Source organism: Sinanaerobacter chloroacetimidivorans, assembly GCF_018128545.1.
Taxonomy (GTDB): domain Bacteria; phylum Bacillota; class Clostridia; order Peptostreptococcales; family Anaerovoracaceae; genus Sinanaerobacter; species Sinanaerobacter chloroacetimidivorans.
Genome location: NZ_JAGSND010000009.1, coordinates 173,915 through 194,989, shown reverse-complemented (window position 1 = coordinate 194,989; position 21,075 = coordinate 173,915). Strand labels below are relative to the sequence as shown.

The window sequence follows — 21,075 nt, the reverse complement described above, 5'->3', positions numbered from 1 at the left end:
TTTTAACCGATTCATGCTGTCACCTCACTTCTCTTTGAGCCGGACATGTAAAGACCCAGCTCCTGTACGGTAATTTCTTTCGGATCAAGATCAGCAACGATTTCCCCTTCATAAATCACGAGAATCCTATCGCTGACATTCATGACCTCGTCCAATTCCAGAGATATGAGAAGAACAGCTTTTCCCTCATCTCTCTGTGCGACCAGCTGCTGATGGATATATTCAATGGCGCCTACATCCAGTCCTCTGGTGGGCTGAACTGCAATGAGAATTTCCGGATCAAGGTCGATTTCTCTTGCAACGATGGCCTTTTGCTGATTTCCTCCGGACATGCTCCTTACCTGGGTTCTTTCACCTTGTCCGCTTCGGATATCAAATTTCTCAATCAGTTTTTTCGTATACCGGCTGGCAGCATCGAATTTAAGGAAACCTTTATTTTGAAATTCAGGAGTAAAATATTTTTTTAGTATCATATTTTCCGTAAGAGTATAGTCCAAAATCAATCCGTCCTTATGGCGGTCTTCCGGAATATGGCTCATACCCTGCAGATTCCTGCTTCGTACATTCATCTTTGTGATATCTTTTCCATTCAGCAGGATCTGACCGCTCTCTATAGGCGTTAAACCCGTTAAGGCATAGACCAGCTCGGATTGTCCATTACCGTCAATTCCGGCAATACATACAATCTCACCTTTTCTAACCGTAAAGGAGACATGATTTACCGCTTTTTTGGAACTATGCTTGGAGCTGACCGTTACATCCCGAACCTCCAGATCTATCGGTCCCGGTACAGCGTCTTTTTTATCAACGGCAAAATTAACTTTTCGGCCAACCATCATTTCCGACATTTCTTCCTTGGATGTAGATGCCACATCAACGGTTCCGATATACTTTCCTTTGCGAAGAACCGTGCAACGGTCGGCTACAGCCTTTATTTCATTCAGTTTATGCGTAATAAAAAGAATGGATTTCCCTTCTTCTCTGAGCCCCTTCATAATCTTCATCAATTCTTCAATTTCCTGGGGGGTAAGTACGGCAGTAGGCTCGTCAAAAATCAGAATTTCATTCTCTCTGTATAACATTTTCAGGATTTCAACACGCTGCTGCATTCCGACGGTAATATCTTCTATCAAAGCATCCGGATTTACCTTCAGGCCGTATTGGTTCGACAGCTCCATTACCCTTTCTCTGGCAGCATCCATTTTCAGAAAGCCGTTTTTCGTGGTTTCAACTCCCAAAATGATATTCTGCAATACGGTAAAATTATGAACCAGCTTAAAATGCTGGTGTACCATACCGATTCCTAATTCATTGGCATCATTTGGATTATTAATTTTAACCTCTTGTCCCTCTTTTTTAATTACGCCTTTTTCCGGCTGATACATACCAAAAAGAACGCTCATCAAGGTGGATTTTCCTGCTCCATTTTCACCAAGCAGTGCATGTATTTCACCCTTCTTCAGCTGCAATGTGATGTCATCGTTAGCGATAATACCTGGAAACTCTTTGGTGATATGTAACATTTCGATAATGTAATCCATATCTTCACTCCTTGTTTGAATTTACTAATATAGTACCCTTTATTCTATCATGAACCAGGCTGCCGAGATGATTCAATGATTCTTTCCTTGCGGCAACGCCGTTTTCACTAATAGAATTATTATATCCGATAAGCTATAAAAAATAAATCACCAATTATCAGAAAGCTTAAATAAGAGCTTCTAACATAACCGGATTCCCTTTCATTCAGAAATCACAATATACCATATGAAAAAGCAACAGGCAGTTTACCAGCCTGTTGCTTTTTCATATGTTTGAGTCAATGATTATTCAACTAAAGTAACCTTTGATTTTGTTACTGTTACCTTTGTTACGTCTTCTGCATCGGTATCCTTCTGCAATTTGATTTCACCGGCTACTAATTTTGCAAATACCGCATCATAGTCAGCCTGGGAGAAGGTATTGAACTTAGAGGATTCCATCGGAAGCTTTACGCCATCCATATCGGCAGCATAAATTAAGGATTCTCCGCCTGGGAAAGTACCGTTATAGTATTCACCCAATGCGGACTGCACTGCAGCACCCAGGCCCTTCATCGCAGAAGTGATCACGGTTGGAGATTCACTGCTCTGATCAACGTCTACACCGATTACTTTTGCACTAGCAGCTTCAGCAGCAGACATTACGGAGTTTCCGACAGCACCGCCGCAGGCAAAGATTACTTCAGTGCCTTCAGCATACCAGGAAGCAGCAAGAGTCTGTGTTTCCGGAGTTGCATCAAAGTTACCGGTATAGTGGTATTTAATATCAATACCGTTGATTCCAAGTTCAGCAGCAGCGGCATCCGCACCCTGAACGAATCCATATCCGTAACGAACAACTGCAGGAACTGCCATACCGCCCATGAATCCAAGCTTGGTATATCCGTCTTTTACTGCAGCATAACCTGCAAGATATCCGGACTGCTCTTCCGCAAATACGATTCCAACCGCGTTTTTCTCGGTTCTGAATTCAGAATAATCCGCATTATGTGGATTTCCGTCAATGAGAATGAAGGTTACATCTTCATATAAATCCTGAGCTAGGAAAATTGGCTCTTCAAATAAGAAACCAGGAGTTACAATGACCTTTGCTCCGCCTTCTACAGCAAGCTGAATTGCAGCGAGGTAAGCATCCGTACTTTGTTCTGTCGGCTTGTAGTACTTATGGGTAATATTATTTTCTTCTGTATAAGCTACAATACCTTCCCAAGTACCTTGATTAAATGATTTGTCATCGATGGAACCGATATCTGTGATCATAGCGATTTCATATGTATCCTCTGCCACAGGCTCTTTTTCACCGCCGCCACCGCAGGCAACCATACCAAATACAAGTACGAAAGCCAATAGGAAAGCTAAAACTTTTTTCATCATTTCTTTTTCCTCCTAATGAATTATTTAGAAAATAATCTAGTGTAATTATACCTGATTTCTTCCTATAACAAAAGCATTATTTACAGGTTTGTTAGATTTCTCCAATTTTTTTCAGCCAGCTCCGATAAACAGTACGAAAATTTAGATCCCAAACATCCGGGTTACTTAATATAACTCTTCTTTTCTATGCTTTAGAAGAGGCAATTGGTTTCTAATGTCGTCGAGATATTCAAGATCTATTTCAGAATACACGATGGCTTCCCTAGCATCTGCTTTTCCGCAGAATTCACCCCATGGGTTGGCAACACAGGAACTTCCATAGGCCTGATAAGGTCCTTCCGTATCCCTTGCCGGAGATACGGCTGCAAAGTAGATCTGATTGTCCAGCGCTCTTGCTCTCATGGTAAGATCCCAGTGAGCCGGGCCTGTGGTCATGTTAAAAGCACCTGGAAGTACAATCAGCTTTGCCCCAGCCAGAGTCATCTTTCGGAAAAGTTCAGGAAATCTTACATCATAACAGATAGCGACACCGATTTTACAAAATTCCGTATCAAACATAGTGATTTCATTGCCGGCGGTTAATGTTTCCGACTCCTTAAAGCGAATCCCGCCTTTTACATCAATATCGAACAAATGGATCTTCCGATGCTTGCCAATCATCTCACCATCCTTGCTAAAGGAATAGCTGGTGTTGTAAACCCGGTCTTCTGCCAGTTCCGGAATGGAGCCGCCGATGATGGTAACCTTCAATTCTTTCGCAAGGGAGGAAAGCATTTTGCAGGTTTCCCCATTTTCCGGCTCTCCGTATTCTCTGAAATACTTGTTGGAATAGGGGCAGTTAAACATTTCCGGCAAAGCAATTACCTGAGCACCGTTTTTTGATGCCTCCCGTATCATTCTTTCCGCAGTTTTAAGATTCACGGATTTATCCATAACAACCTTCATCTGGCACAGTGCCAATTGAAATTTCATAAATTGAAACCTCCTTTGTCCGTAATTAAAAGGTTTCCCTTTCCTTCTTATTATATCTGAATTCCTGATAAGATACTATTTCTTATTCAGAAAAATATGGTAAGATAATTTAAGGAACAAAAGAAAGGAATCAAAATAGTATGGGAATCTCTTTTGAGGATCTGAACAGGGTTTCGCGGTTTGGCGTGAAAAAGCATATTGAAATTGTGGATGGCTATATCTCTTCAGGCTTATCCTTGGACGATCTCACCATTCATTATGGTGTTGATCAGGAAAGCATAGCCATGATTTTACATGGATATGGGTTTTATTTAGGCCCTGCCTACGGGGATCCTTTTGACTCCAAAAATAAATATAAGGGGCTCCCCTTTGTTCTGGTACAAGAATTTGTTTCTTCTGCCTTTCCGGGATTTCAGAAGGCGGATAACGGCTCAATCTGTGAAGGCCAGGCGGATGACGGCTCAGTCTGTGAAGGCAGCATGGATAACGGCTCGGTCTGTAAAGACTGTCATCTGGAGAGCTTTCTTGACGCAGCACATCCCGGCTGGAGAATGCCTCAATACAAAGAAAAGAAAAGCCTGTTTTACCTTTCTCCGGAAGAATTAAAAATGGATCCTTCAAAAGAAGAATCCACTCACTACCCCTTAAAAAAGAGTCTTTTTCATAAATTAATAAGAAGAAAATAATTATATAATTTCATGAGGGTGGTTCGGAAACCGAACTACCCTCAAATGGTTTATTCACTTTGTTTTTCTTTTTCGATGTTGTTATGGTCTGATAAACATCTGTACCCAGTATGTATTTCCGCTTGCGTCGGTTACATAACCCACACCGATTTCTGTGTAGCTGGAATTCAGAATATTATCTTTATGCCCCTGAGAATTCATCCATCCATTCATTACTGCGGATGGAGTTTTTTGACCTTTTGCAATATTTTCCCCTGCTGCAGTATAGGTAATTCCAAACTGTTTCATCATGTCAAAAGGTGATCCGTATGTAGGAGAAGTATGAGAGAAGTAATTCTTATCTCTAAGATCTTCTGCTTTTTTCTCTGCAACGCCTGCAAGCTTTGTGTTGACTTTCAGCGCAGGAAGGCCTACTTTTGCTCTTTCCTGGTTTACAAGAGTAACAACCTGCTGTTCATAGGAACCAAGGGAAGCGTTGTCCGTAGTATCCGTAGTGGACGGAGTTGTCGGAGTTGCTGGTGTAGCCGGTGTTGCTGGAGTTGCTGGTGTAGCCGGTGTTGCTGGTGTAGCTGGAGTAGTTGGCTTTGCTGGAGTTGCTGGTGTAGCCGGTGTTGCTGGTGTGGTTGCCTTTCCAGTGGACTTGTTTGTATACTGTTTCAGTAAATCCTGTAACTTTGCAGTATCAAACTTGCCGTTGGCTGCGTTCAAATTATTTAATTGGCTATATAAATTACTGAAATTGCTGTTTAATAGATTGGATGCGTTGATGTTACATTTTTCTGCAGCGAATGCTTGGGTGGGCACTGCCATTACCACTAGCATACTTAGAGTTAACGTGATTTTGACAAATCGGTTTTTCATATTTGTCCTCCTTTTTCGTTTTCACTTTTGCTGACCCGGGATAATTTTCAGTTGGGCCGCATATCTCTTAAACTATATCGGATTCTCTAATGTGTCCCCTTACATGAAAGTATAGGTGGTTGGTAGGAATAAAAAAACCCCTCAAAATTTTCCAACAAGAAAAGGACGATTTTTCGTCCTTATTACTTTTGTGTTACTTTTCAGTGACAATATTCATTAAATTGTACGTAATTCTGCCAGTTAGGCCCCATATGGCCCTGCCTCTATACTCGTAGATGGGAACCACGGATTTCCCCTTTCTCCAATTATAACCAGTCTTAGAATTGATCTTATCATAGGGAAAATCCTCGCCAACATCTGGAATCACATCAAAATTATAGATTTCAGGCTCATTTTCTGCCAGGAATGAAACCGGAACAAGAAACACTTCTTTGACTTCATCCTGGTTTACACACATGTTTTTCACCACTTCGTAGTTAATCATGCCCAGATAGGAGTACATGGTAAAATTGCTGTAGGTATGCATGTAATCCAATTGTGCTATGATCTGAATCTCCTGAGGTGAAATATTAAGTTCTTCAGATGTCTCTCTTATAGCACACTCCTCCGGGGATTCGTCAGGCTCCACTTTTCCGCCGGGGAAGCAGACTTCACCGGGCTGTTTTTTCAAACTGTCGGACCTTACTTCATAAAGAAGATACAATTCTCCGTTTTTCTCTACCAAAGGGACCAATACGGAATAGTATCGGTAGACTCCCAAAGTTTTCGGCGTTCTGCCTTTGAATTTTTCTTCAAAATCATTTAGGGTTAATTTCTTCATTGAAACCTTCCTTTACTTCTATCTCTTTTTCAATTTTACCATTTTTCTTCTTTTGTTCTCTGAGATTGATATAAGAGCTGACAAATATGAGAGCAATTCCTATAAATCCATTGATTTCAATGACTTCTCCCAGAGCAATGACGGCAAATATCGGTGCAAGGCCCGGCTTTACAAAGAAAACAACGGAAGCAGTTGCCGCATCCGATTCTCCCATTGCCAGAAAATATAAGAGGTAGCCGATCCCGGTGATCATAATGCTGATATAAAATAGCATAGGAAGGTGGTTAACGGTAATTCCGCTGAAAATCGGCCTGTCAAAAAGAATTAGAACAGGCAGCATGACAACAGATCCCATGATAAAGCTGATGCTCGTTTGAGTCAACCCTCCAAGTCTTCGTACACTGGTCCTTCCCATTGCACTGTATAACCCGAAAAACAAAGCCGACAAAACGGAAAAGCTTGCACCCATCAGGGTATTTCCAGGGCTAAGATGGAACGGATTTACCATAAAAAGAATTCCCAGAATGCCGATTCCCAAAGCAATCAACTTCTTTCTGTTCATTTTTTCTTCCGTTAAAAAATGTGCGAAAAGCATGGTAAACATAGGATTGATGCAGAAAATCACCGCCGCAGTAGAAGCATTGGAATGGTCCACACCTAACTGGAAAAACACCATGGAAATACAGATGCATACGATTCCCATCAGCAGCATATGAGTATAATCTTTTTTCGTGAATACGGTTCCCAGTTTTTTAATTTCCTTCAATGCAAACGGGAAAAGGAATACTCCGCCGATTAAAAACCTGAGGAATGTCAATTGCAGCGGATCCAGATGATTTCCGGCTGTTTTTAAGGCAACTTCCATGGTACTAAACAAGATGGCGGAGATCAATATGTACGCAATTACTTTTTTCATTTTACAACTTCCTTTTTTACTAATTTCTGATAGATAATCAATTGCTCCCAATCGGACAAATCTGTATATAAATAGTCAGGGGAATGCTCCTTAAGAGACTCATAGGCCATCCAGCCCGTAGCCACCCCGATACTCTTGATTCCAATTTTTTTAGCACATTCGATGTCATATGCGCTATCTCCTATAAGATAGATATTTTCTCGGGAAAAGGTTACTCCGAAGTGGTTTTCTGCTTCAGAAATACCGCGTAAGGCAGCATCCCATTTTTCTCCCAATTCATCTCCGAACCCTCCGACTTCAAAAAAAGAATGGAGGCCTACGGATTGCAGTTTTGTCTCTGCCCCAATCCGAAGATTGCTGGTAAGTAATGCACTGAAGCCATTTTCGCTTTCCTTTATGGAAGTCAGCAGCTCCTGCACGCCAGGGAGTATCTTTTTATTTTGATTTTGTTCCAGAATCTTCTTTAATATATCCACATAGGTTTGTTTGACTCGTTCTAATTCTTCTTTATTCAATTGAAATTGGTCCATGATCCTGTCGAGGATAACGGAATCCATTGCACTTCCGATTCCTGCCTGGTAAAAAGCATTATCAATGCCATAGAGTTCTTCAAACGTTCTGTTTAGCGCTTTTGTACCATCAGAACCGCAGTGCATTAAGGTACCGTCAATATCCCAGAGGATTAAATGGAGATTGCTGCGGTTGTTCATATGATTTCCCCTGCTTCCAAATCAAAGATTTGTGATTTCCTTGCATAAGTTCACCATCAGTTTGCTTCGCAAATTGGGTGAGCTAATATAGAAGGCGGTGAATGAATCACCGCCAGATTTGAATCCTATTATCAAGATGTCCTATTAATTCAGTATTTCAAAATCCTTTACGCTCTCTCCCAATTCATCCGCTTCTGCGCTGAGGCTGACGACAAATTCAATTCCATATTTTTCGGAAATATCCTTCAGACGGGATAAGAACACAGGTACATCAGAGATGTTTACATCTGCATGCTTTAAAATACTATCTATAAAAATAACTTCAATATCATGATCAGAGCTGATGATTCCATAAATGAATCCAATGTATTCGTCGCTATTAGTTATGTGTTCATATTCCTCCATGCATACTACCCGGATCTTATACTTCAAGTCATACATCAGTCTATGATTTTTGTTAATGAAGATAACACTACCATCACTCTTTTCCACACGGTCATTAGCAAGCTGTATCATATTCTTCGTTTTACCGCTGCCCTTGTGTCCGACTAATAACTTAACCATTTAAACCGCCCCCTTATTAAAATTATTGTATTTTCATTATACACTAAGAAATACCTCCGGGCAACAACAGAAAGTATTGTCACCCATTATTTTTTAATCGCAGCTGGCCGCAAGCCGCATCGATATCACTTCCAAGTTCTCTTCTAATGGTGGCCTGAATTCCTTTCTTTTCCAGCATGTACTGAAAACGTTCGGCATCCTGACGGCTTGTCCCATGAAATTCTCTTTCCGTAACTTTATTTAACGGTATTAGATTTACATGGCAATTTATTCCTTTCAGTTTTAATGCCAGTTCTTCCGCATCCTTTTCACTGTCATTTACATTCTTCACCAATGCATACTCAAAGGTAACTCTTCTGCCTGTTTTTTCAGCATGTTCCCTGCAAGCCTGAAGCAAGGTTTCCATCGGATATTTACGGTTGATGGGCATCATGCTGCTTCTTAGCTTATTTGACGGTGCATGAAGAGAAATTGCAAGATTTACCTGCGGATAGTCTTCCCCGAATTCTTTTATCTTGGGAATCAAACCACAGGTGGAAACGGTAATGCTTCTAAGTCCGATGTTCAGCCCTTCCTTTGTATGTATGATATCTATAAATTTAGCCAGATTGTCATAATTGTCAAAGGGCTCTCCGGTACCCATCACCACTACATTGCTGATTTTCTCTTTCGTATCCTTCTCAACTGCCAGAATCTGTCCCGTCATTTCGGAAGGCGTTAGGTCTCTGGCCAATCCCTGTATGGCGGAAGCACAAAACTGACATCCCATTCTGCAGCCGGCTTGAGAAGAGATACATATAGTATTTCCATATTTATACTTCATAAACACACATTCTATTAAATTTCCGTCAGATAACCCGAAAAGATATTTTTTTGTGCCATCTGTTTTTGAAACTTGTACACGCTCGATAACCAGTTTTTTTATTTCTGCCAGTTCTTCCAATTTTTGTCTCAAATCCTTTGATAGATCCGTCATTTCATCAAAATTTGCAGCGCCACGATAAAGCCAGGCAAATACCTGTTTGGCTCTGAACTTTTTTTCACCGATTTGCTCAAAATACTGCCCCATTTCCGGCAGTGTCATACTTGTTAAATCTGTTTTCATAACGTCCTCCACTATTATTGTATCATTATAACATGGCAAACATACATTTTTCTAATTTTGTTTGAACATTTGGATTTCTTAGTGTAGAATCTTATCAGACAAAACTGTTCCTAATATATGAGGAGGGAATTTTCATGTCGCAGGATAAAATTCTGGTAATTGACAACGAAATGGAAATCATCCAGCTTTTAAGGCTTTACCTGTCCAGAGAGGGCTATCAGGTTATATGGACTACGGACAGCACGAAGGCATTGCCCCTTACTCAGAAAGAAAATCCCGACTTAATTCTGCTGGACATTGTGATGCCCGGGCTTACCGGCTACGAGGTATGCCGAAGGATTCGAGAGTATTGCGAAACTCCAATCCTTTTTATCAGCTGCAAGGGGGAAGATATTGACAAAGTTCTGGGTTTTTCAATCGGTGCCGACGATTACATTACAAAACCTTTCAGTCCTTCGGAACTCACTGCGAGGGTAAAGGCTCATCTCAGAAGACGAAATTTAAGCAATCTAAATGATATTCGATATCAATCACAGAATACCCTGTCCTTTGAACAGATCGTCATTGATCTAAATGCTCATACCGTAACGGTATCTGGCCGGCCGGTGTATTTGACAGCAAAAGAGTTTGAACTGTTCGTTTTGTTATGCAAATTCCCCAACCGTGTATTTACTCCAAAGCAGATATTCGACCATCTTTGGAACTCCTACGGCATAGAAGATGATTTCAGAACTGTAATGGTACATATCAGCAATATCAGAAAAAAGATCGAGGCCGATCCCGAACATCCCAAATATATTCAAACCGTACGGGGTGTGGGATATAAATTTGTCATTTAAGTGCATTGTATTATTAAAAAAAAGTGGACGGAATATCAACGAAGAGAAGGGGTAACTTTACCCCTTCTCTGTTCTGTTACAGCCATTTATTATTTTAGTTATGTATATTATTCTAATTTTATATTACTATTTTAATTTTATATGATAATGAAGTAAAGCTTCTTCCAAAACCACAAAGAAATCATCCACATCCGGAGCGTCTATGGCACCAAGGCAGCATAGCCTGAAGGTCGGAAGATTGGATACTTTACCGGGATAGATAGTAAAGCCGCGTTCAAAGCAATAATCATGTATCTTATTAAAATCCCAGTTGGGATCCTCCGGATATTTTACGGATACGACTAATCGCGACTGCATTTCTTTTGGAATCATCGTTTCAAAGCCTAATCTGTCCAATCCCTTATAGATCGCTTCCCATATTCTTTGATGTCTTGCCCATTTTGCGTCTTCCCCTTCCGCCCAGTATTCTTTTATTGCTTGTTTTGTCGCATAAATTGTTTGAACCGGCGGCGTAAAGTGCATTTCTCCTTTTTCCTTAATGAAGCTGTACTGCATATAGAGATTCGTATAGTAAGACCTTGTAGGATAGCTCTTTGATGCTTCGATCATTTCGGTGTTTCCAACCACATAGGACAATCCGGTCATCGACATTAAGCCTTTCTGAGCAGAAGCCATAACGAAATCAAGATTATCTTTGTCCATGTCAATGGGCATCATAGCATAGGTAGAAGTGGTGTCTACAACGAAAATGGCACCATACTTGTGAGCTGCGGCTCCGATTTCTCTGATTGGATTTAAGATCCCAGTTCCCGTCTCGTGATGGCATGCATAGACTACGGCAATGTCCTTGTCTCGCTTCAATGCTTCTTCTACCGCATTTACATCCGCCGGCTCCGTAATGGAAAGCTTCAGATTTATATGATTCAGGTGATAGTATTCACAGACTTCCGCCGCTCTTTCACTGTACGCTCCATTATTGACAACCAGCATCTTTTTGCCTTCGGGTAACAGAGAATTTACACAGGCATCAATATTGACCGTACCGGAGCCGCAGAACAGAACTGCCGTATATTTTTTCAAGTCACCGTGCACGATTTTAACCAGGTCTTCGCCCATTTCCTTCATAATGGCTCCAAACTCTTTTTCCCTCGGGCAGATATCCGGTACGATTTGCGCATATTTTACCGTATCGGTGGTGGTTGCCGGACCCGGATTCAGCAATACATTTCTTTTTACTTTCGGATATTCCATTTTCGATTCCTCCTAACCATGTTTTTCATATCAATCATAAATAACATTTTTATGAATTTTTAACTATTCATTTTGATTATAAAATGATTTTATTGAACTGCTTTTTTGCCAAGGCCGTTTCCTGCTGCAATTGCTGCCACAGCTATGATGATACAGGTAGCAGTGATGACGGCAAATACCAGCGTCCAATTTCCGGTCTTTGTCAATACGCTGCCGAAGTAAATAGCTTGAACAGATGCCCCCAGATACGCAAAGCAGTCGAGAATACCTGTCGCGGTTCCGGCGAATACTCTTCCTCCGATATCCGTGGCATAGGCCCAAACAACTCCGTTGATGGCATAAATGAAGAATCCTGCGATAAACAGCAGTGCTGCCGCACCTGCGTGTGAGGTAATCTGCGGAAACAAAAATACCGTCGCACCTGCAATGAGTGCACAAAGAATAACGGCTGGAAGCCGATTAGTGGGGCAGAACCTGTCTGTAGCCCAGGGAACGATCAAGGTACCAAATCCCATTCCCAAAGGCAGCAAGACCGTTCCGACAATGCCGTCCTTTACGGACATCTCCAGCACCTCCACATAATAAAGGGGGATCCAGGTCAGGAGTCCATATCTTGCAATGCTGGAACCTGCAATGATGATCAGCCATACATCAAATCTCCACTGTTTGAATAAATGCAGGTACGGGTAAATCTTTCCCTTTTCATCAAGGATTCTTCTCAGTTCCTCTTCATGAAGCTTTCTTTCCGGATCTTCTTCTTCATAATCTTCCAATCCTGCTTCCGATGGTCTTCCTTTGACCATAAACTTATAAAACACAACGATGATTACCATGGCTATTACAGGAAATATAAAGGCTGATCTCCATCCCAATCCCGGAGCAATAATGAAAGCTGCATAAACCGATATCCAGGCTGCCACCTGTCCGAAACCAGAAAAAGCATTTGCAAGACCGGTAGCAAAACCTCTGGTATTGCCCGGCCACCACCGGGAAAGCAACGCCATACCGGGGGACCACAGCATGGACTGGAAGTATCCGTTAAGCCCCCATAAAACGGCAATGATCAGTAAGGACGCTTGGAAGCTGATTAGGATATTGGCGATGGCAGATAAAAATACACCTGTAACGATAAATCTGTTTACACCAAAAATTTCCCCCAGCCTTCCATTAAATAAATGACCCATTCCATAGGTCCAGAAGAATATCGCAGATAAGATTCCCAAGTCAGCAGCTGTCCATGATGTCTGCTCTATCATTGCCGGTATAGCAAGCCCTAAATTCAGCCGGGCACAATATAAGAAGCAATATAGAATTGAAAATCCCCAGAGTACTCTCCAGGCATTTTTGCGGAATACTGCAAAATCCTCTGCAGAATAACCGAGCATAATGTTATTATCCATATGTTCAACCCTCCTTTAAAACAATGAAATTTTGCTGCAAAGATGGTACTCCAATGAACAACATCAGAGTACCATTCCAGATTGACCGCTAATGAGCATGAGGTGCCTTTTTAGATTGTTTCAACGATACCCTGACCCGGTCTTTCACCTCTTCGTAATCTCGGTTCAATTTGACCGAAAATAATTTCCGGTACATAAGATACATCCGGAACCAGGAAATCAGGCTTGGAAGCGGCCAATTCGTCATAAGTGTTACTGCCGCTTGCATAAAGTCCGATTGTCCAGCAGCCTGCATTATTTCCGCATTTCATTCCTGCTGCCGTATCGTCTATCTTTACGACGGCTTCACAAGGAATGACTTTACTAGTTAGCTTGTATGCACTCAGCATGCAGTCATACACCATGAAGGGTGACGGCCTTCCAGGAACCTTTTCAGCATTGGTAACCACATCAAACTTCATTCCGAACTTCTCTTCCAGTACCTTATTTAAGGCAAAGGAATCCTCCTGATAATAACCGGTATCGCATCCGACCAATATTCCTGCCTCTCTCATCTTCCTGATGGCTTCCAATGAACCCGGAATCGGCTTGGCCAGATCCTCATCAACTATGTACTTGGACATCAGAGGTCTGAAGGTAGCAAGGATCTTATCAAAATCTTCTTCATTCCAGGGCCTTTTATATTTTTCTTCCCATTGACTGGATATCTCAGGCAGATTTAAAAGCATTCTTAAATGTGTGGGCTTAAAGTTCCCCATAGGTTTTCTGATTGTTGCCCAATCACATTCAATGCCAAATTCACGCAATGCTTCATAAAATGGAACCACCGGAGCTTTGCATCCCCGAAGGTCGTCTAAAGGCCACCTGTGCCGTAAATCTCCCGGTCCGTCGCAGAATGTTCCTGCCGTGTCCAAAACTGCTAATTCAATTTTTCCGGTATACAATCTGTTATACATTTTTGTTCCTCCTTTTTCCCTTCCTTTTCAATAACGAATAGATGTTAAGTGTTTCTTAACTAAACTATAGCTTCTCTGTTTAAAGCAGCCTGCAACGGATTCTATAGATTTTGTCCTATTTTTTTAAATTTTTCTTAAAGAAATAAGGGAATGTAAATGAAGGAGAAAGAAGAGGAAAAACGAAGGAGAAAGGAGAAGGGCAAATAGAAAGAAGATGCAAAAGGGTACAAAAAAAAGAAGCTGATTTTACAGCTTCTTGCTCATTTTTTATTTTATTGCATTCAGTTTTATTGCTTCCTATTTATAAACTTATTTATAGGCTTATACAAAGCATTCTTCAGATACCGGGATCAAAAGAATGTCAATCTTCCAGAATGATCTTTACAATGTCTCTGCTGTATCTGTATTTCTCTGGGACTTCCTTGGCGTTTACGGCGATCAAGGGTATAGCTCTTTCGTAGAGGGATCCATGTGTTCTCACGTTTTCCGTCACAAGTTCCTCGCCTTCGATCTCACCGAAGGCATAGTCTTCTGCGGCAAGTACAACGTAATCTCCAATCAAATCGATTGGCAGGTTGAATTTCTTTGCCGCCTCTTCCTTGGAACAGACCATATCGACGTAAGGCGCTTCCTCCAAAAAGCTCAGGATTTCCTCCGTTTTTTCATCCTGCTCCTTTTTAAAGTAAAGAAAAAGCACGCCGCCTTCCTGATAAATATGATTTTCGATGTATCGGTCCTTGATAGGCGGGTGGCATACCACCTGATAGCCCTTGCTGTCCATGATGTTCTGAAGGTTGATCAGATGCGTTTTCTTACTCATGCCGTGATCCGCAGTTATATAAATTTCTCTGGTATGATCCAAATCATAGATTTTACCGATCCAGCTGTCTATTTCTTTCATCTGTTGAATTGCTTCCTCTGTATCGGGCGCATAATTATGCATCATATAATCATTTGTAGTGCAGTAAACGACATCGGGATTGTTCTTTTTCAGCAGCTTGTAGCAGGCCTCAAGAATCCATCCGTTGGCTTCCAGGCTGCCTACCGGCGGCGGTGGGGGCATCTCCAGATATCTTGCAAAGATATCGTTGGGATCCTGCATGCTGATCCGAAAATCAACACCTTTTCCGAAAACCTCCAGGACCTTGCCCTTTACCGTAAGCAATGCGGTGGAGGCTCCTTTTTGATGCATAATATTTAATATTGTATCTGCTTTTATAAAGTCGGGACTTTCAATAAAGCCCTGTTCGCCGGTATCTTTGTTATAGTAATAATTTCCTACCACACCATGTTCAGAGGGAAATCTACCCGACAATATCGTGGCATGATTTACGTTGGTTACCGATGGTATCGCAGCTTTTACCCCTTTACAAAAGCCGTCTTTCGCAATTCGGTATAAATTCGGCGTTGTTTCCTTAGAAATATATTCCGGTGAGCACCCATCAATAACAATGATTAACAGCTTGTTCATCCTCTTATCTACCTCATTTCCATTCATCTTTTGCTTTGCTTCTGACTTTTATTCCAGCTCCGGCTCTATGGCAGTATCCTTTTCACTGACTACAATACCGCAAATCACCATTGCAATACAAAATACTTCCATAACGATAAATATGGAAATCATCTCTCCGGTGACGTCTACGATCATGGGAAACAAAAATGCTTCCGCCGCCGCGCCTATGTAAGCAAAACAGTTTAAAATTCCGGCAGTCGTTCCTGAATAGATCCTGCCGCCTTCATCCATAGCATATAGCCATAGTATACCATTGATTCCATATAAGAAAAATCCTGTACTAAAAATGCCAAACAGCACTACCTGCGTGGAAATCATAGTCGGAAATATCACGACCAGAGTCCCGCATAACGCCGCACTGATGATGATGATCAATCCTTTATTATTCTGAAACCGCCTGCCGGTGATCCAAGTCAGGATCAAGGTTCCAAATGCCATCCCCAAAGGCAGAATCAGATTTGAGAAGCTTTGACTTAGAATACTTCCACCCTCTTCTCTTGCATAATACAGAGGAATCCATTTTAAAAGCCCATATCTGCATAAGCTGGAGAGCATGGCGATACTGCACCACCAAAGGAAATTCTTTTTTCTAAAAAAATATTTCCAGGGGTTTCTTTTCTTTTCATAAATCTCATGGTACAAATAAGTCTCGACCTCAGCCACGAACCTGTCATCTTCAATAAAGGGCTCCAATTTCAATTCTTCCGGCCGATCCTTTACGATCCAGCAAAAGAATCCGAGGAAAACTGCCATAGCGCCCATCGGTATGATGAAATTGATGCGCCAGCCAAATTGAGGATACATGATGGCAATCCCGGCGGGGATCAAATACGCTGTTGCATGTGAAAGCCCTGAGAAAAAGTTTGCGATACCGCCTCCCAATCCTCGCTCTTTGCTGCTCCACCATTTTGCCAGCAGGCTAATCCCGCTTACCCAAATCATGGACTGAAAATAACCGTTAATCAATGAAAGCAGCAGGATGATCTGCCATGTTTTGGAAAAAGCAACAAGGACATTTGCCAGAATGGAAGCACCGGCCCCTAATAAAATCATCAGCCTGCCGCTCTGCCTGTCCACGATCCTCCCATTGATCATACTGCCTGCTGCATAGGCGATAAATACGCTGGAATACAAAAGCGTTTCCTGATAGGAAATCAGCTTCAGTTCCTCGGATACTTCAGTCAGTACGCTGTTTAAATTAAACCGGCCTATATAAACGGTATTATAAAAGAGTGCAAAGCCTATCAAGTTCATCCATTTATAATAACGAAATGATCTGATTCTCCTAATCATAGCATTGCTCCTTTATAACAGTTCGTGACCTTTTTGGATACCATTACAAGTGTTTTTCTTTACAACTTTGTCTTTTTAATTTATCATAAAACCATATAAGGCGCAATCCATTATTGATTTCAAAAGGAGAATTGTAATGTATATGCTGTCCGGATACTCCATGATGTCAACCGTATCAACAACTTTGGTCTTTGGCTTGATTTTTCTGCTATTGGCAAAGCAAAGCGGCAGACTATATATGACTTTATGGGGATCCTGCTGGATCATCTACTCCTTTATGTTTTTTCTTGATTTTACAAATCTAAGCGGTATTTATACCAGCCTTCATTATATTGCGGAAAAGCAGGCCCTTTCGCTGATTGGCGCCTTGCTGTTTCTTGGCGGAACCCATCATTTTTTTCAGCTTCGGCTGCCGAAATATCTGTATTACGTTACATTCTTCTCGCTGTTTACCATAGGGGCTTCTGTCTTTTCCAGGCAGCTGTATGAATTCATTGTAATTCCCAATATCATGTACAGTACATTTCTGCTTATCTGGGCAGGCTGCATGTTCATTTCCTATACCTGGACCCAGAACATTCCCGAAAAGCTAATCGCTAGCTTTTTGACGATTCTCTGGGCAATTTTCAGCAATCACTTCGGCTTTACTTTAGAGCATGTGGCCATGGCGACCTTCAACTATTTTACCGGTCTTTTTATGGTGAATCTCCTCATCCTGTTTTTAATGATCATTCATTTTAAGAAAACCCGGTTTCTTCTGGTGAAAAGCGAGGTGCGTTACCGGTTATTGGTAGAAAATTCTTCCGACTCCATGTTTCTTTATAGTTATAAAAAGGGTGCCTTTCAGTATATCAGCCCTTCTGTACAGCCGCTTCTCGGACTTTCCTCCATGGAGCTTTACCTCTTCCCTCAGCGATTTTTTGAAAATATCGATATCAGCAACGAAAATAAAGAGCTATTAAACTTGTTTCAGCATCCGATTCACGCTCCCTCCATGGCAGTCCTTTGTCTTCTGAAAGACAACCAGCCCTATCGGTGGTGTGAAATGCATTATCTTCCTATTTTAGACGCTTTAGGGATTCCTGCTGCTGTTGAAGGGATTTTAAGAGATATTACGGAAAGAAAACAAATGGAGGAAAATCTGAAGGCGTCTGAATCAGCCAGAAAGGAACTCGTAGAAAATATTTCCCACGAGCTTCGTACACCGATTACCCTGATCCAGGGTTATGCGGAAAGCATGTTAAACGAAGTTGTACCTGCATCATCGATACCCTCCTGTCTGAAAATGATTCATGCCAAAACATTGATGCTGAATACCCTTTTGGAGGATCTGATTCAGGTATCACATTTTACTTCTCAGACATTAGATTACAAGTTCTATGAAATAGATGCGATAAAATATTTTGAAGCTATTACCGCCCAATCTGAATTTCAGATAAACAGATCCGGCAGAATTTTTCATTTAAAAAATGAGCTGGAGGAACATCTGATCATCATCCTGGATCCCTCCCGGATCGAACAGGTCGTTTCCAACCTGATTAACAATTCCATACGGCACACGCCTCCTGGCGGCACCATATTCGTTGAATGCGCAAACTATAAAAATGAAAGTTATATCCATGACGTATCTATGGAAAAAAACTCTTGCACCATTCCTGATGGTGAGATCATATTCACGGTAACCGATACCGGAGAGGGAATCCAACCGGAGGACCTTCCCCATTTGTTTGAAAGGAGCTATCGGGGAAGAAACAGACAAGGAGAACCTCAGAATTCCAATCATGCCGGGCTGGGCTTATTTATTTCTCAGCAGATTATAAAACAGCACTCCGGACGAATATGGGCAAAAAACAGCGTAAGCGGCGGTGCAATGTTTTCTTTCTCCCTGCCTTACTATAAGTCCTCAGACTAATGTTACTTCATCACCGTTTTTCAATCCCGCTGCATTGGCTTCGTCGGTATCCAGATGCAGTTCCAGTGAGAATAATTCATCGATACGAACGATGACATTCTTAAAAATAACAGCTCTTTCTCCAGAGGTTTCAACCGCTACCCGCTGGCCCTCGTGCAGACCGAGAGTTCTCGCTTCATCCGGGGTCATATGTAAATGCCTGACTGCGGCAATCACGCCTTCCTTCAATTCAATTTGCCCTGCCGGTCCGATGAGCGTCACACCGGAAGAGCCCTCGACATGGGCAGATACACGAATCTTCGCTTCCACCCCTATTGCTCTGGCATTGGTGAGCGTCATCTCTATCTGTGCTTTTTCTCTTGCAGGCCCCAGAATCCGTACATCCTTCAGGATCCCTTTCGGACCTGCAACATCAATCTTCTCATTGCTGACAAATTCATCAGGCTGTTTTATGTTCCGGAAAAAGGTCAGATGATATCCCTTTCCGAAAAGAGCCTCAATCTGTTCTTGTGTTAAATGCGCATGCTTATTTGAAATACCAACTGTGATTTTCATTTCAATCCTCTTCTTTCAGCCTCCCAGTGTCACATCCTGATACTGATACCAATCCAATGCCCGGTAAAGATGTTCCGGGGTAAAGTCAGGCCATAGTTCATCCAGAACGTACATATCCGCATAAACGGATTGAATGGGCAGGAAACCGCTGAGCCGTCTCCTTCCTCCCCAACGGACAATCAAATCCATCCTGGAAATGTCCTTTGAAGCCGGGCCGCCGATATACTTTAAATCCCAGTCCCAGCCGTAATTTACAAGAAAATTCACTTTCATTTTTCCGGCACCGAATTTTACCCTGTGGGTAAAGGGCAGGAGCTCCTTTGGAAAACAAGGTGAGTCCGTATTTCCCACTACTAAAAGCTCGGCATCCCGGTTTGCAAGATCCATTACCGCATCAACACAGGCTTTTTGAAAAGCTTTCTTTTGATTAGCCGGCCTTTTCGTATTGTCTACCGTAAATCCATACAAAGTCAGTTCCTGTACCCCTAATTCCGTACATAGTTCATAGAGTTGGAAGCCCGGTTCAATGCCGTAACGATATCCGTCTTTTTTATCCATTCCTCTTTCAACAGCCCATCTTCTGTTTCCGTCCGGAATAACACCGATATGAGCCGGTATTCTTTTATATTCATTCATAAAGTTCCCCCCTGATACACAAGAAAGGGTATAGTTTCATACCCATATATTTTACTATTGTGCATGAAAAGGAATAGAAATATACGCTGGTTCAGGCTTATTTTGCCCGCTGGTATTGCTCCGGCCAGGTCAAATCATAATCCAGCACCTTTGCCGCCTGTAGTGCCCAATAAGGATTTCTCAGCAATTCTCTGCCTAAATAAGCAGCATCTGCTTTTTCCTGTTCTAGAATATGATTGACTTCTTTGGCATCCGAAAGCATTCCTCCGGCAATCACAGGCAGGCCGGTGAGATTTTTAATTACTTCCCCATGAGGGATCTGATAGCCCGGAAATGCCTTTGGAGTTACAGGGACAAGGCCCCCGGTGCTGACATTGACAAGGTCGATTCCGTTCGCCTTTACCAGATTGATCATCAACGCAAGATCCTCTGCATGATTGCCGCCTTCCTGGTAATCTTCAGCGGTGACCCGGATTTCAATGGGCTTTTCTTCCGGCCATACAGTTCTCACTGCATCGATAACTTCTCTCAGAATACGGACTCTGTTCTCCGGACTCCCGCCATATTCGTCGGTTCTGTGGTTGGTAAGCGGGGATAAGAATTCATTCAGCAGGTATCCATGTGCCGCATGAATTTCAATGATATCAAAGCCTGCTTTTTCAGCACGTTCCGCAGCTGCCTTGAATTCTTCTACGGTATCCCGGATGTCCCCCTTTGTCATTTCCTTCGGTACTTTGCTTCCTTCCTGATACGGTATCGCCGAAGGCGCCTCGATCTCCGCTACGTTGGCTTCACACTTTCTGCCGCCATGGTTCAGTTGGATTCCAACCTTTGCACCACACTGATGAACAGCCTCCGCAATTTCGGATAATCCCCGGATATGATCATCCGACCAAATGCCCAAATCTCTGGAGGTAAGCCTTCCCTCCGGAGAAACTCCGGTGGCTTCTACGATGATTAAGCCGACTCCTCCTACGGCCCTGGTGGCATAATGAGTGGTATGCCATTTGGTAACCATACCGGTTTCCGGCGCACAATACATGCACATGGGCGGCATTACAATTCTGTTTTTTAAAGTAAGATTCTTTACTTTGAATTCTGAAAATAATTTTTGCATCCTTTCATCTCCTATTCCATACTCACTAATATTTTCCATTATAACAAGATCCGG

General features: G+C 42.1%; 20 protein-coding genes. 3 read left to right on the top strand and 17 right to left on the bottom strand.

The window, feature by feature from the left end:
• Positions 1-11: 11 nt before the first annotated feature.
• The 3 genes from KCX82_RS14115 to KCX82_RS14105 all read right to left on the bottom strand — a co-directional run bounded on the left by KCX82_RS14115 (position 12) and on the right by KCX82_RS14105 (position 3,887).
• Positions 12-1,541: an ABC transporter ATP-binding protein gene (locus KCX82_RS14115; protein ID WP_227019125.1), complete on the bottom strand. Its 1,530-nt coding sequence runs from the start codon at positions 1,539-1,541 to the stop codon at positions 12-14.
• Positions 1,542-1,826: 285 nt separating this feature from the next.
• Entirely contained in the window at positions 1,827-2,915 is a 1,089-nt protein-coding gene (locus KCX82_RS14110; protein WP_227019124.1) for a BMP family lipoprotein, read from the bottom strand.
• 165 nt (positions 2,916-3,080) lie between these two features.
• A complete protein-coding gene (locus KCX82_RS14105; RefSeq protein ID WP_227019123.1) occupies positions 3,081-3,887 on the bottom strand; it encodes a carbon-nitrogen hydrolase family protein in 807 nt (268 codons plus the stop codon).
• Between the two features lie 140 nt (positions 3,888-4,027).
• On the opposite strand from KCX82_RS14105, the gene KCX82_RS14100 reads away from it, so the two are divergent.
• Positions 4,028-4,573, top strand: a complete 546-nt coding sequence (locus KCX82_RS14100) for a hypothetical protein (protein WP_227019122.1) — start codon at positions 4,028-4,030, stop codon at positions 4,571-4,573.
• Positions 4,574-4,654: 81 nt separating this feature from the next.
• Here the strand turns inward: KCX82_RS14100 and KCX82_RS14095 are convergent, their stop codons facing one another.
• From KCX82_RS14095 to rlmN, 6 genes are all read right to left on the bottom strand, one after another.
• A complete protein-coding gene (locus tag KCX82_RS14095; RefSeq protein WP_227019121.1) occupies positions 4,655-5,434 on the bottom strand; it encodes a CAP domain-containing protein in 780 nt (259 codons plus the stop codon).
• Positions 5,435-5,627: 193 nt separating this feature from the next.
• Complete coding sequence (locus tag KCX82_RS14090) at positions 5,628-6,254, bottom strand: NUDIX hydrolase (RefSeq protein ID WP_227019120.1); 627 nt, start codon at positions 6,252-6,254, stop codon at positions 5,628-5,630.
• The gene (locus KCX82_RS14085; RefSeq protein WP_227019119.1) at positions 6,232-7,170 is read right to left on the bottom strand and encodes a DMT family transporter; all 939 of its coding nucleotides are present in this window, start codon (positions 7,168-7,170) and stop codon (positions 6,232-6,234) included. Before KCX82_RS14085 ends, KCX82_RS14090 begins: the two co-directional genes overlap by 23 nt.
• Positions 7,167-7,880: an HAD family hydrolase gene (locus KCX82_RS14080; protein WP_227019118.1), complete on the bottom strand. Its 714-nt coding sequence runs from the start codon at positions 7,878-7,880 to the stop codon at positions 7,167-7,169. Before KCX82_RS14080 ends, KCX82_RS14085 begins: the two co-directional genes overlap by 4 nt.
• 144 nt (positions 7,881-8,024) lie before the next feature.
• Positions 8,025-8,444: a hypothetical protein gene (locus KCX82_RS14075; RefSeq protein ID WP_227019117.1), complete on the bottom strand. Its 420-nt coding sequence runs from the start codon at positions 8,442-8,444 to the stop codon at positions 8,025-8,027.
• A 79-nt stretch (positions 8,445-8,523) separates the two neighbouring features.
• Positions 8,524-9,549, bottom strand: a complete 1,026-nt coding sequence (gene rlmN / locus KCX82_RS14070) for a dual-specificity RNA methyltransferase RlmN (protein ID WP_227019116.1) — start codon at positions 9,547-9,549, stop codon at positions 8,524-8,526.
• Positions 9,550-9,683: 134 nt separating this feature from the next.
• Here rlmN and KCX82_RS14065 point away from each other — a divergent pair, with 134 nt between their 5' ends.
• Positions 9,684-10,388: a response regulator transcription factor gene (locus tag KCX82_RS14065; RefSeq protein ID WP_227019115.1), complete on the top strand. Its 705-nt coding sequence runs from the start codon at positions 9,684-9,686 to the stop codon at positions 10,386-10,388.
• A 126-nt stretch (positions 10,389-10,514) separates the two neighbouring features.
• Here KCX82_RS14065 and KCX82_RS14060 read toward each other — a convergent pair whose 3' ends face one another.
• The 5 genes from KCX82_RS14060 to KCX82_RS14040 all read right to left on the bottom strand — a co-directional run bounded on the left by KCX82_RS14060 (position 10,515) and on the right by KCX82_RS14040 (position 16,801).
• On the bottom strand, positions 10,515-11,639 hold the full coding sequence (locus tag KCX82_RS14060) for a 2-aminoethylphosphonate aminotransferase (RefSeq protein WP_227019114.1): 1,125 nt from the start codon (positions 11,637-11,639) through the stop codon (positions 10,515-10,517).
• A gap of 89 nt (positions 11,640-11,728) precedes the next feature.
• Positions 11,729-13,039 (bottom strand): MFS transporter, encoded by a 1,311-nt coding sequence (locus KCX82_RS14055; RefSeq protein WP_227019113.1) that lies wholly within the window; start codon positions 13,037-13,039, stop codon positions 11,729-11,731.
• 110 nt (positions 13,040-13,149) lie between these two features.
• On the bottom strand, positions 13,150-13,995 hold the full coding sequence (locus tag KCX82_RS14050) for an HAD hydrolase-like protein (protein WP_227019112.1): 846 nt from the start codon (positions 13,993-13,995) through the stop codon (positions 13,150-13,152).
• 361 nt (positions 13,996-14,356) lie between these two features.
• Complete coding sequence (locus tag KCX82_RS14045; RefSeq protein WP_227019111.1) at positions 14,357-15,493, bottom strand: alkaline phosphatase family protein; 1,137 nt, start codon at positions 15,491-15,493, stop codon at positions 14,357-14,359.
• 21 nt (positions 15,494-15,514) lie between these two features.
• Complete coding sequence (locus KCX82_RS14040; RefSeq protein ID WP_227019110.1) at positions 15,515-16,801, bottom strand: MFS transporter; 1,287 nt, start codon at positions 16,799-16,801, stop codon at positions 15,515-15,517.
• Between the two features lie 136 nt (positions 16,802-16,937).
• On the opposite strand from KCX82_RS14040, the gene KCX82_RS14035 reads away from it, so the two are divergent.
• On the top strand, positions 16,938-18,713 hold the full coding sequence (locus tag KCX82_RS14035) for a sensor histidine kinase (RefSeq protein ID WP_227019109.1): 1,776 nt from the start codon (positions 16,938-16,940) through the stop codon (positions 18,711-18,713).
• Here the strand turns inward: KCX82_RS14035 and pduL are convergent.
• The 3 genes from pduL to namA all read right to left on the bottom strand — a co-directional run bounded on the left by pduL (position 18,705) and on the right by namA (position 21,021).
• On the bottom strand, positions 18,705-19,268 hold the full coding sequence (gene pduL, locus KCX82_RS14030) for a phosphate propanoyltransferase (RefSeq protein WP_227019108.1): 564 nt from the start codon (positions 19,266-19,268) through the stop codon (positions 18,705-18,707). The two genes, KCX82_RS14035 and pduL, sit on opposite strands and share 9 nt — an antisense overlap.
• 15 nt (positions 19,269-19,283) lie before the next feature.
• Positions 19,284-19,904, bottom strand: coding sequence for an undecaprenyl diphosphate synthase family protein (locus KCX82_RS14025; RefSeq protein WP_227019107.1), 621 nt, complete (start codon positions 19,902-19,904; stop codon positions 19,284-19,286).
• A 97-nt stretch (positions 19,905-20,001) separates the two neighbouring features.
• A complete protein-coding gene (namA, locus tag KCX82_RS14020) occupies positions 20,002-21,021 on the bottom strand; it encodes an NADPH dehydrogenase NamA (protein WP_227019106.1) in 1,020 nt (339 codons plus the stop codon).
• Positions 21,022-21,075: the final 54 nt, after the last annotated feature.

Bases quoted from the DNA above. Each gene is read 5' to 3' on its own strand.
- KCX82_RS14095 (WP_227019121.1), bottom strand. From the start codon at position 5,434: ATGAAAAACCGATTTGTCAAAATCACGTTAACTCTAAGTATGCTAGTG.
- KCX82_RS14025 (WP_227019107.1), bottom strand. From the start codon at position 19,904: ATGAATGAATATAAAAGAATACCGGCTCATATCGGTGTTATTCCGGAC.
- KCX82_RS14060 (WP_227019114.1), bottom strand. From the start codon at position 11,639: ATGGAATATCCGAAAGTAAAAAGAAATGTATTGCTGAATCCGGGTCCG.
- KCX82_RS14090 (WP_227019120.1), bottom strand. From the start codon at position 6,254: ATGAAGAAATTAACCCTAAATGATTTTGAAGAAAAATTCAAAGGCAGA.
- KCX82_RS14035 (WP_227019109.1), top strand. From the start codon at position 16,938: ATGTATATGCTGTCCGGATACTCCATGATGTCAACCGTATCAACAACT.
- rlmN (WP_227019116.1), bottom strand. From the start codon at position 9,549: ATGAAAACAGATTTAACAAGTATGACACTGCCGGAAATGGGGCAGTAT.
- KCX82_RS14055 (WP_227019113.1), bottom strand. From the start codon at position 13,039: ATGGATAATAACATTATGCTCGGTTATTCTGCAGAGGATTTTGCAGTA.
- pduL (WP_227019108.1), bottom strand. From the start codon at position 19,268: ATGAAAATCACAGTTGGTATTTCAAATAAGCATGCGCATTTAACACAA.
- KCX82_RS14105 (WP_227019123.1), bottom strand. From the start codon at position 3,887: ATGAAATTTCAATTGGCACTGTGCCAGATGAAGGTTGTTATGGATAAA.
- KCX82_RS14110 (WP_227019124.1), bottom strand. From the start codon at position 2,915: ATGATGAAAAAAGTTTTAGCTTTCCTATTGGCTTTCGTACTTGTATTT.
- KCX82_RS14045 (WP_227019111.1), bottom strand. From the start codon at position 15,493: ATGAATGGAAATGAGGTAGATAAGAGGATGAACAAGCTGTTAATCATT.
- KCX82_RS14075 (WP_227019117.1), bottom strand. From the start codon at position 8,444: ATGGTTAAGTTATTAGTCGGACACAAGGGCAGCGGTAAAACGAAGAAT.
- KCX82_RS14050 (WP_227019112.1), bottom strand. From the start codon at position 13,995: ATGTATAACAGATTGTATACCGGAAAAATTGAATTAGCAGTTTTGGAC.
- KCX82_RS14040 (WP_227019110.1), bottom strand. From the start codon at position 16,801: ATGATTAGGAGAATCAGATCATTTCGTTATTATAAATGGATGAACTTG.
- namA (WP_227019106.1), bottom strand. From the start codon at position 21,021: ATGCAAAAATTATTTTCAGAATTCAAAGTAAAGAATCTTACTTTAAAA.
- KCX82_RS14065 (WP_227019115.1), top strand. From the start codon at position 9,684: ATGTCGCAGGATAAAATTCTGGTAATTGACAACGAAATGGAAATCATC.
- KCX82_RS14080 (WP_227019118.1), bottom strand. From the start codon at position 7,880: ATGAACAACCGCAGCAATCTCCATTTAATCCTCTGGGATATTGACGGT.
- KCX82_RS14085 (WP_227019119.1), bottom strand. From the start codon at position 7,170: ATGAAAAAAGTAATTGCGTACATATTGATCTCCGCCATCTTGTTTAGT.
- KCX82_RS14100 (WP_227019122.1), top strand. From the start codon at position 4,028: ATGGGAATCTCTTTTGAGGATCTGAACAGGGTTTCGCGGTTTGGCGTG.
- KCX82_RS14115 (WP_227019125.1), bottom strand. From the start codon at position 1,541: ATGGATTACATTATCGAAATGTTACATATCACCAAAGAGTTTCCAGGT.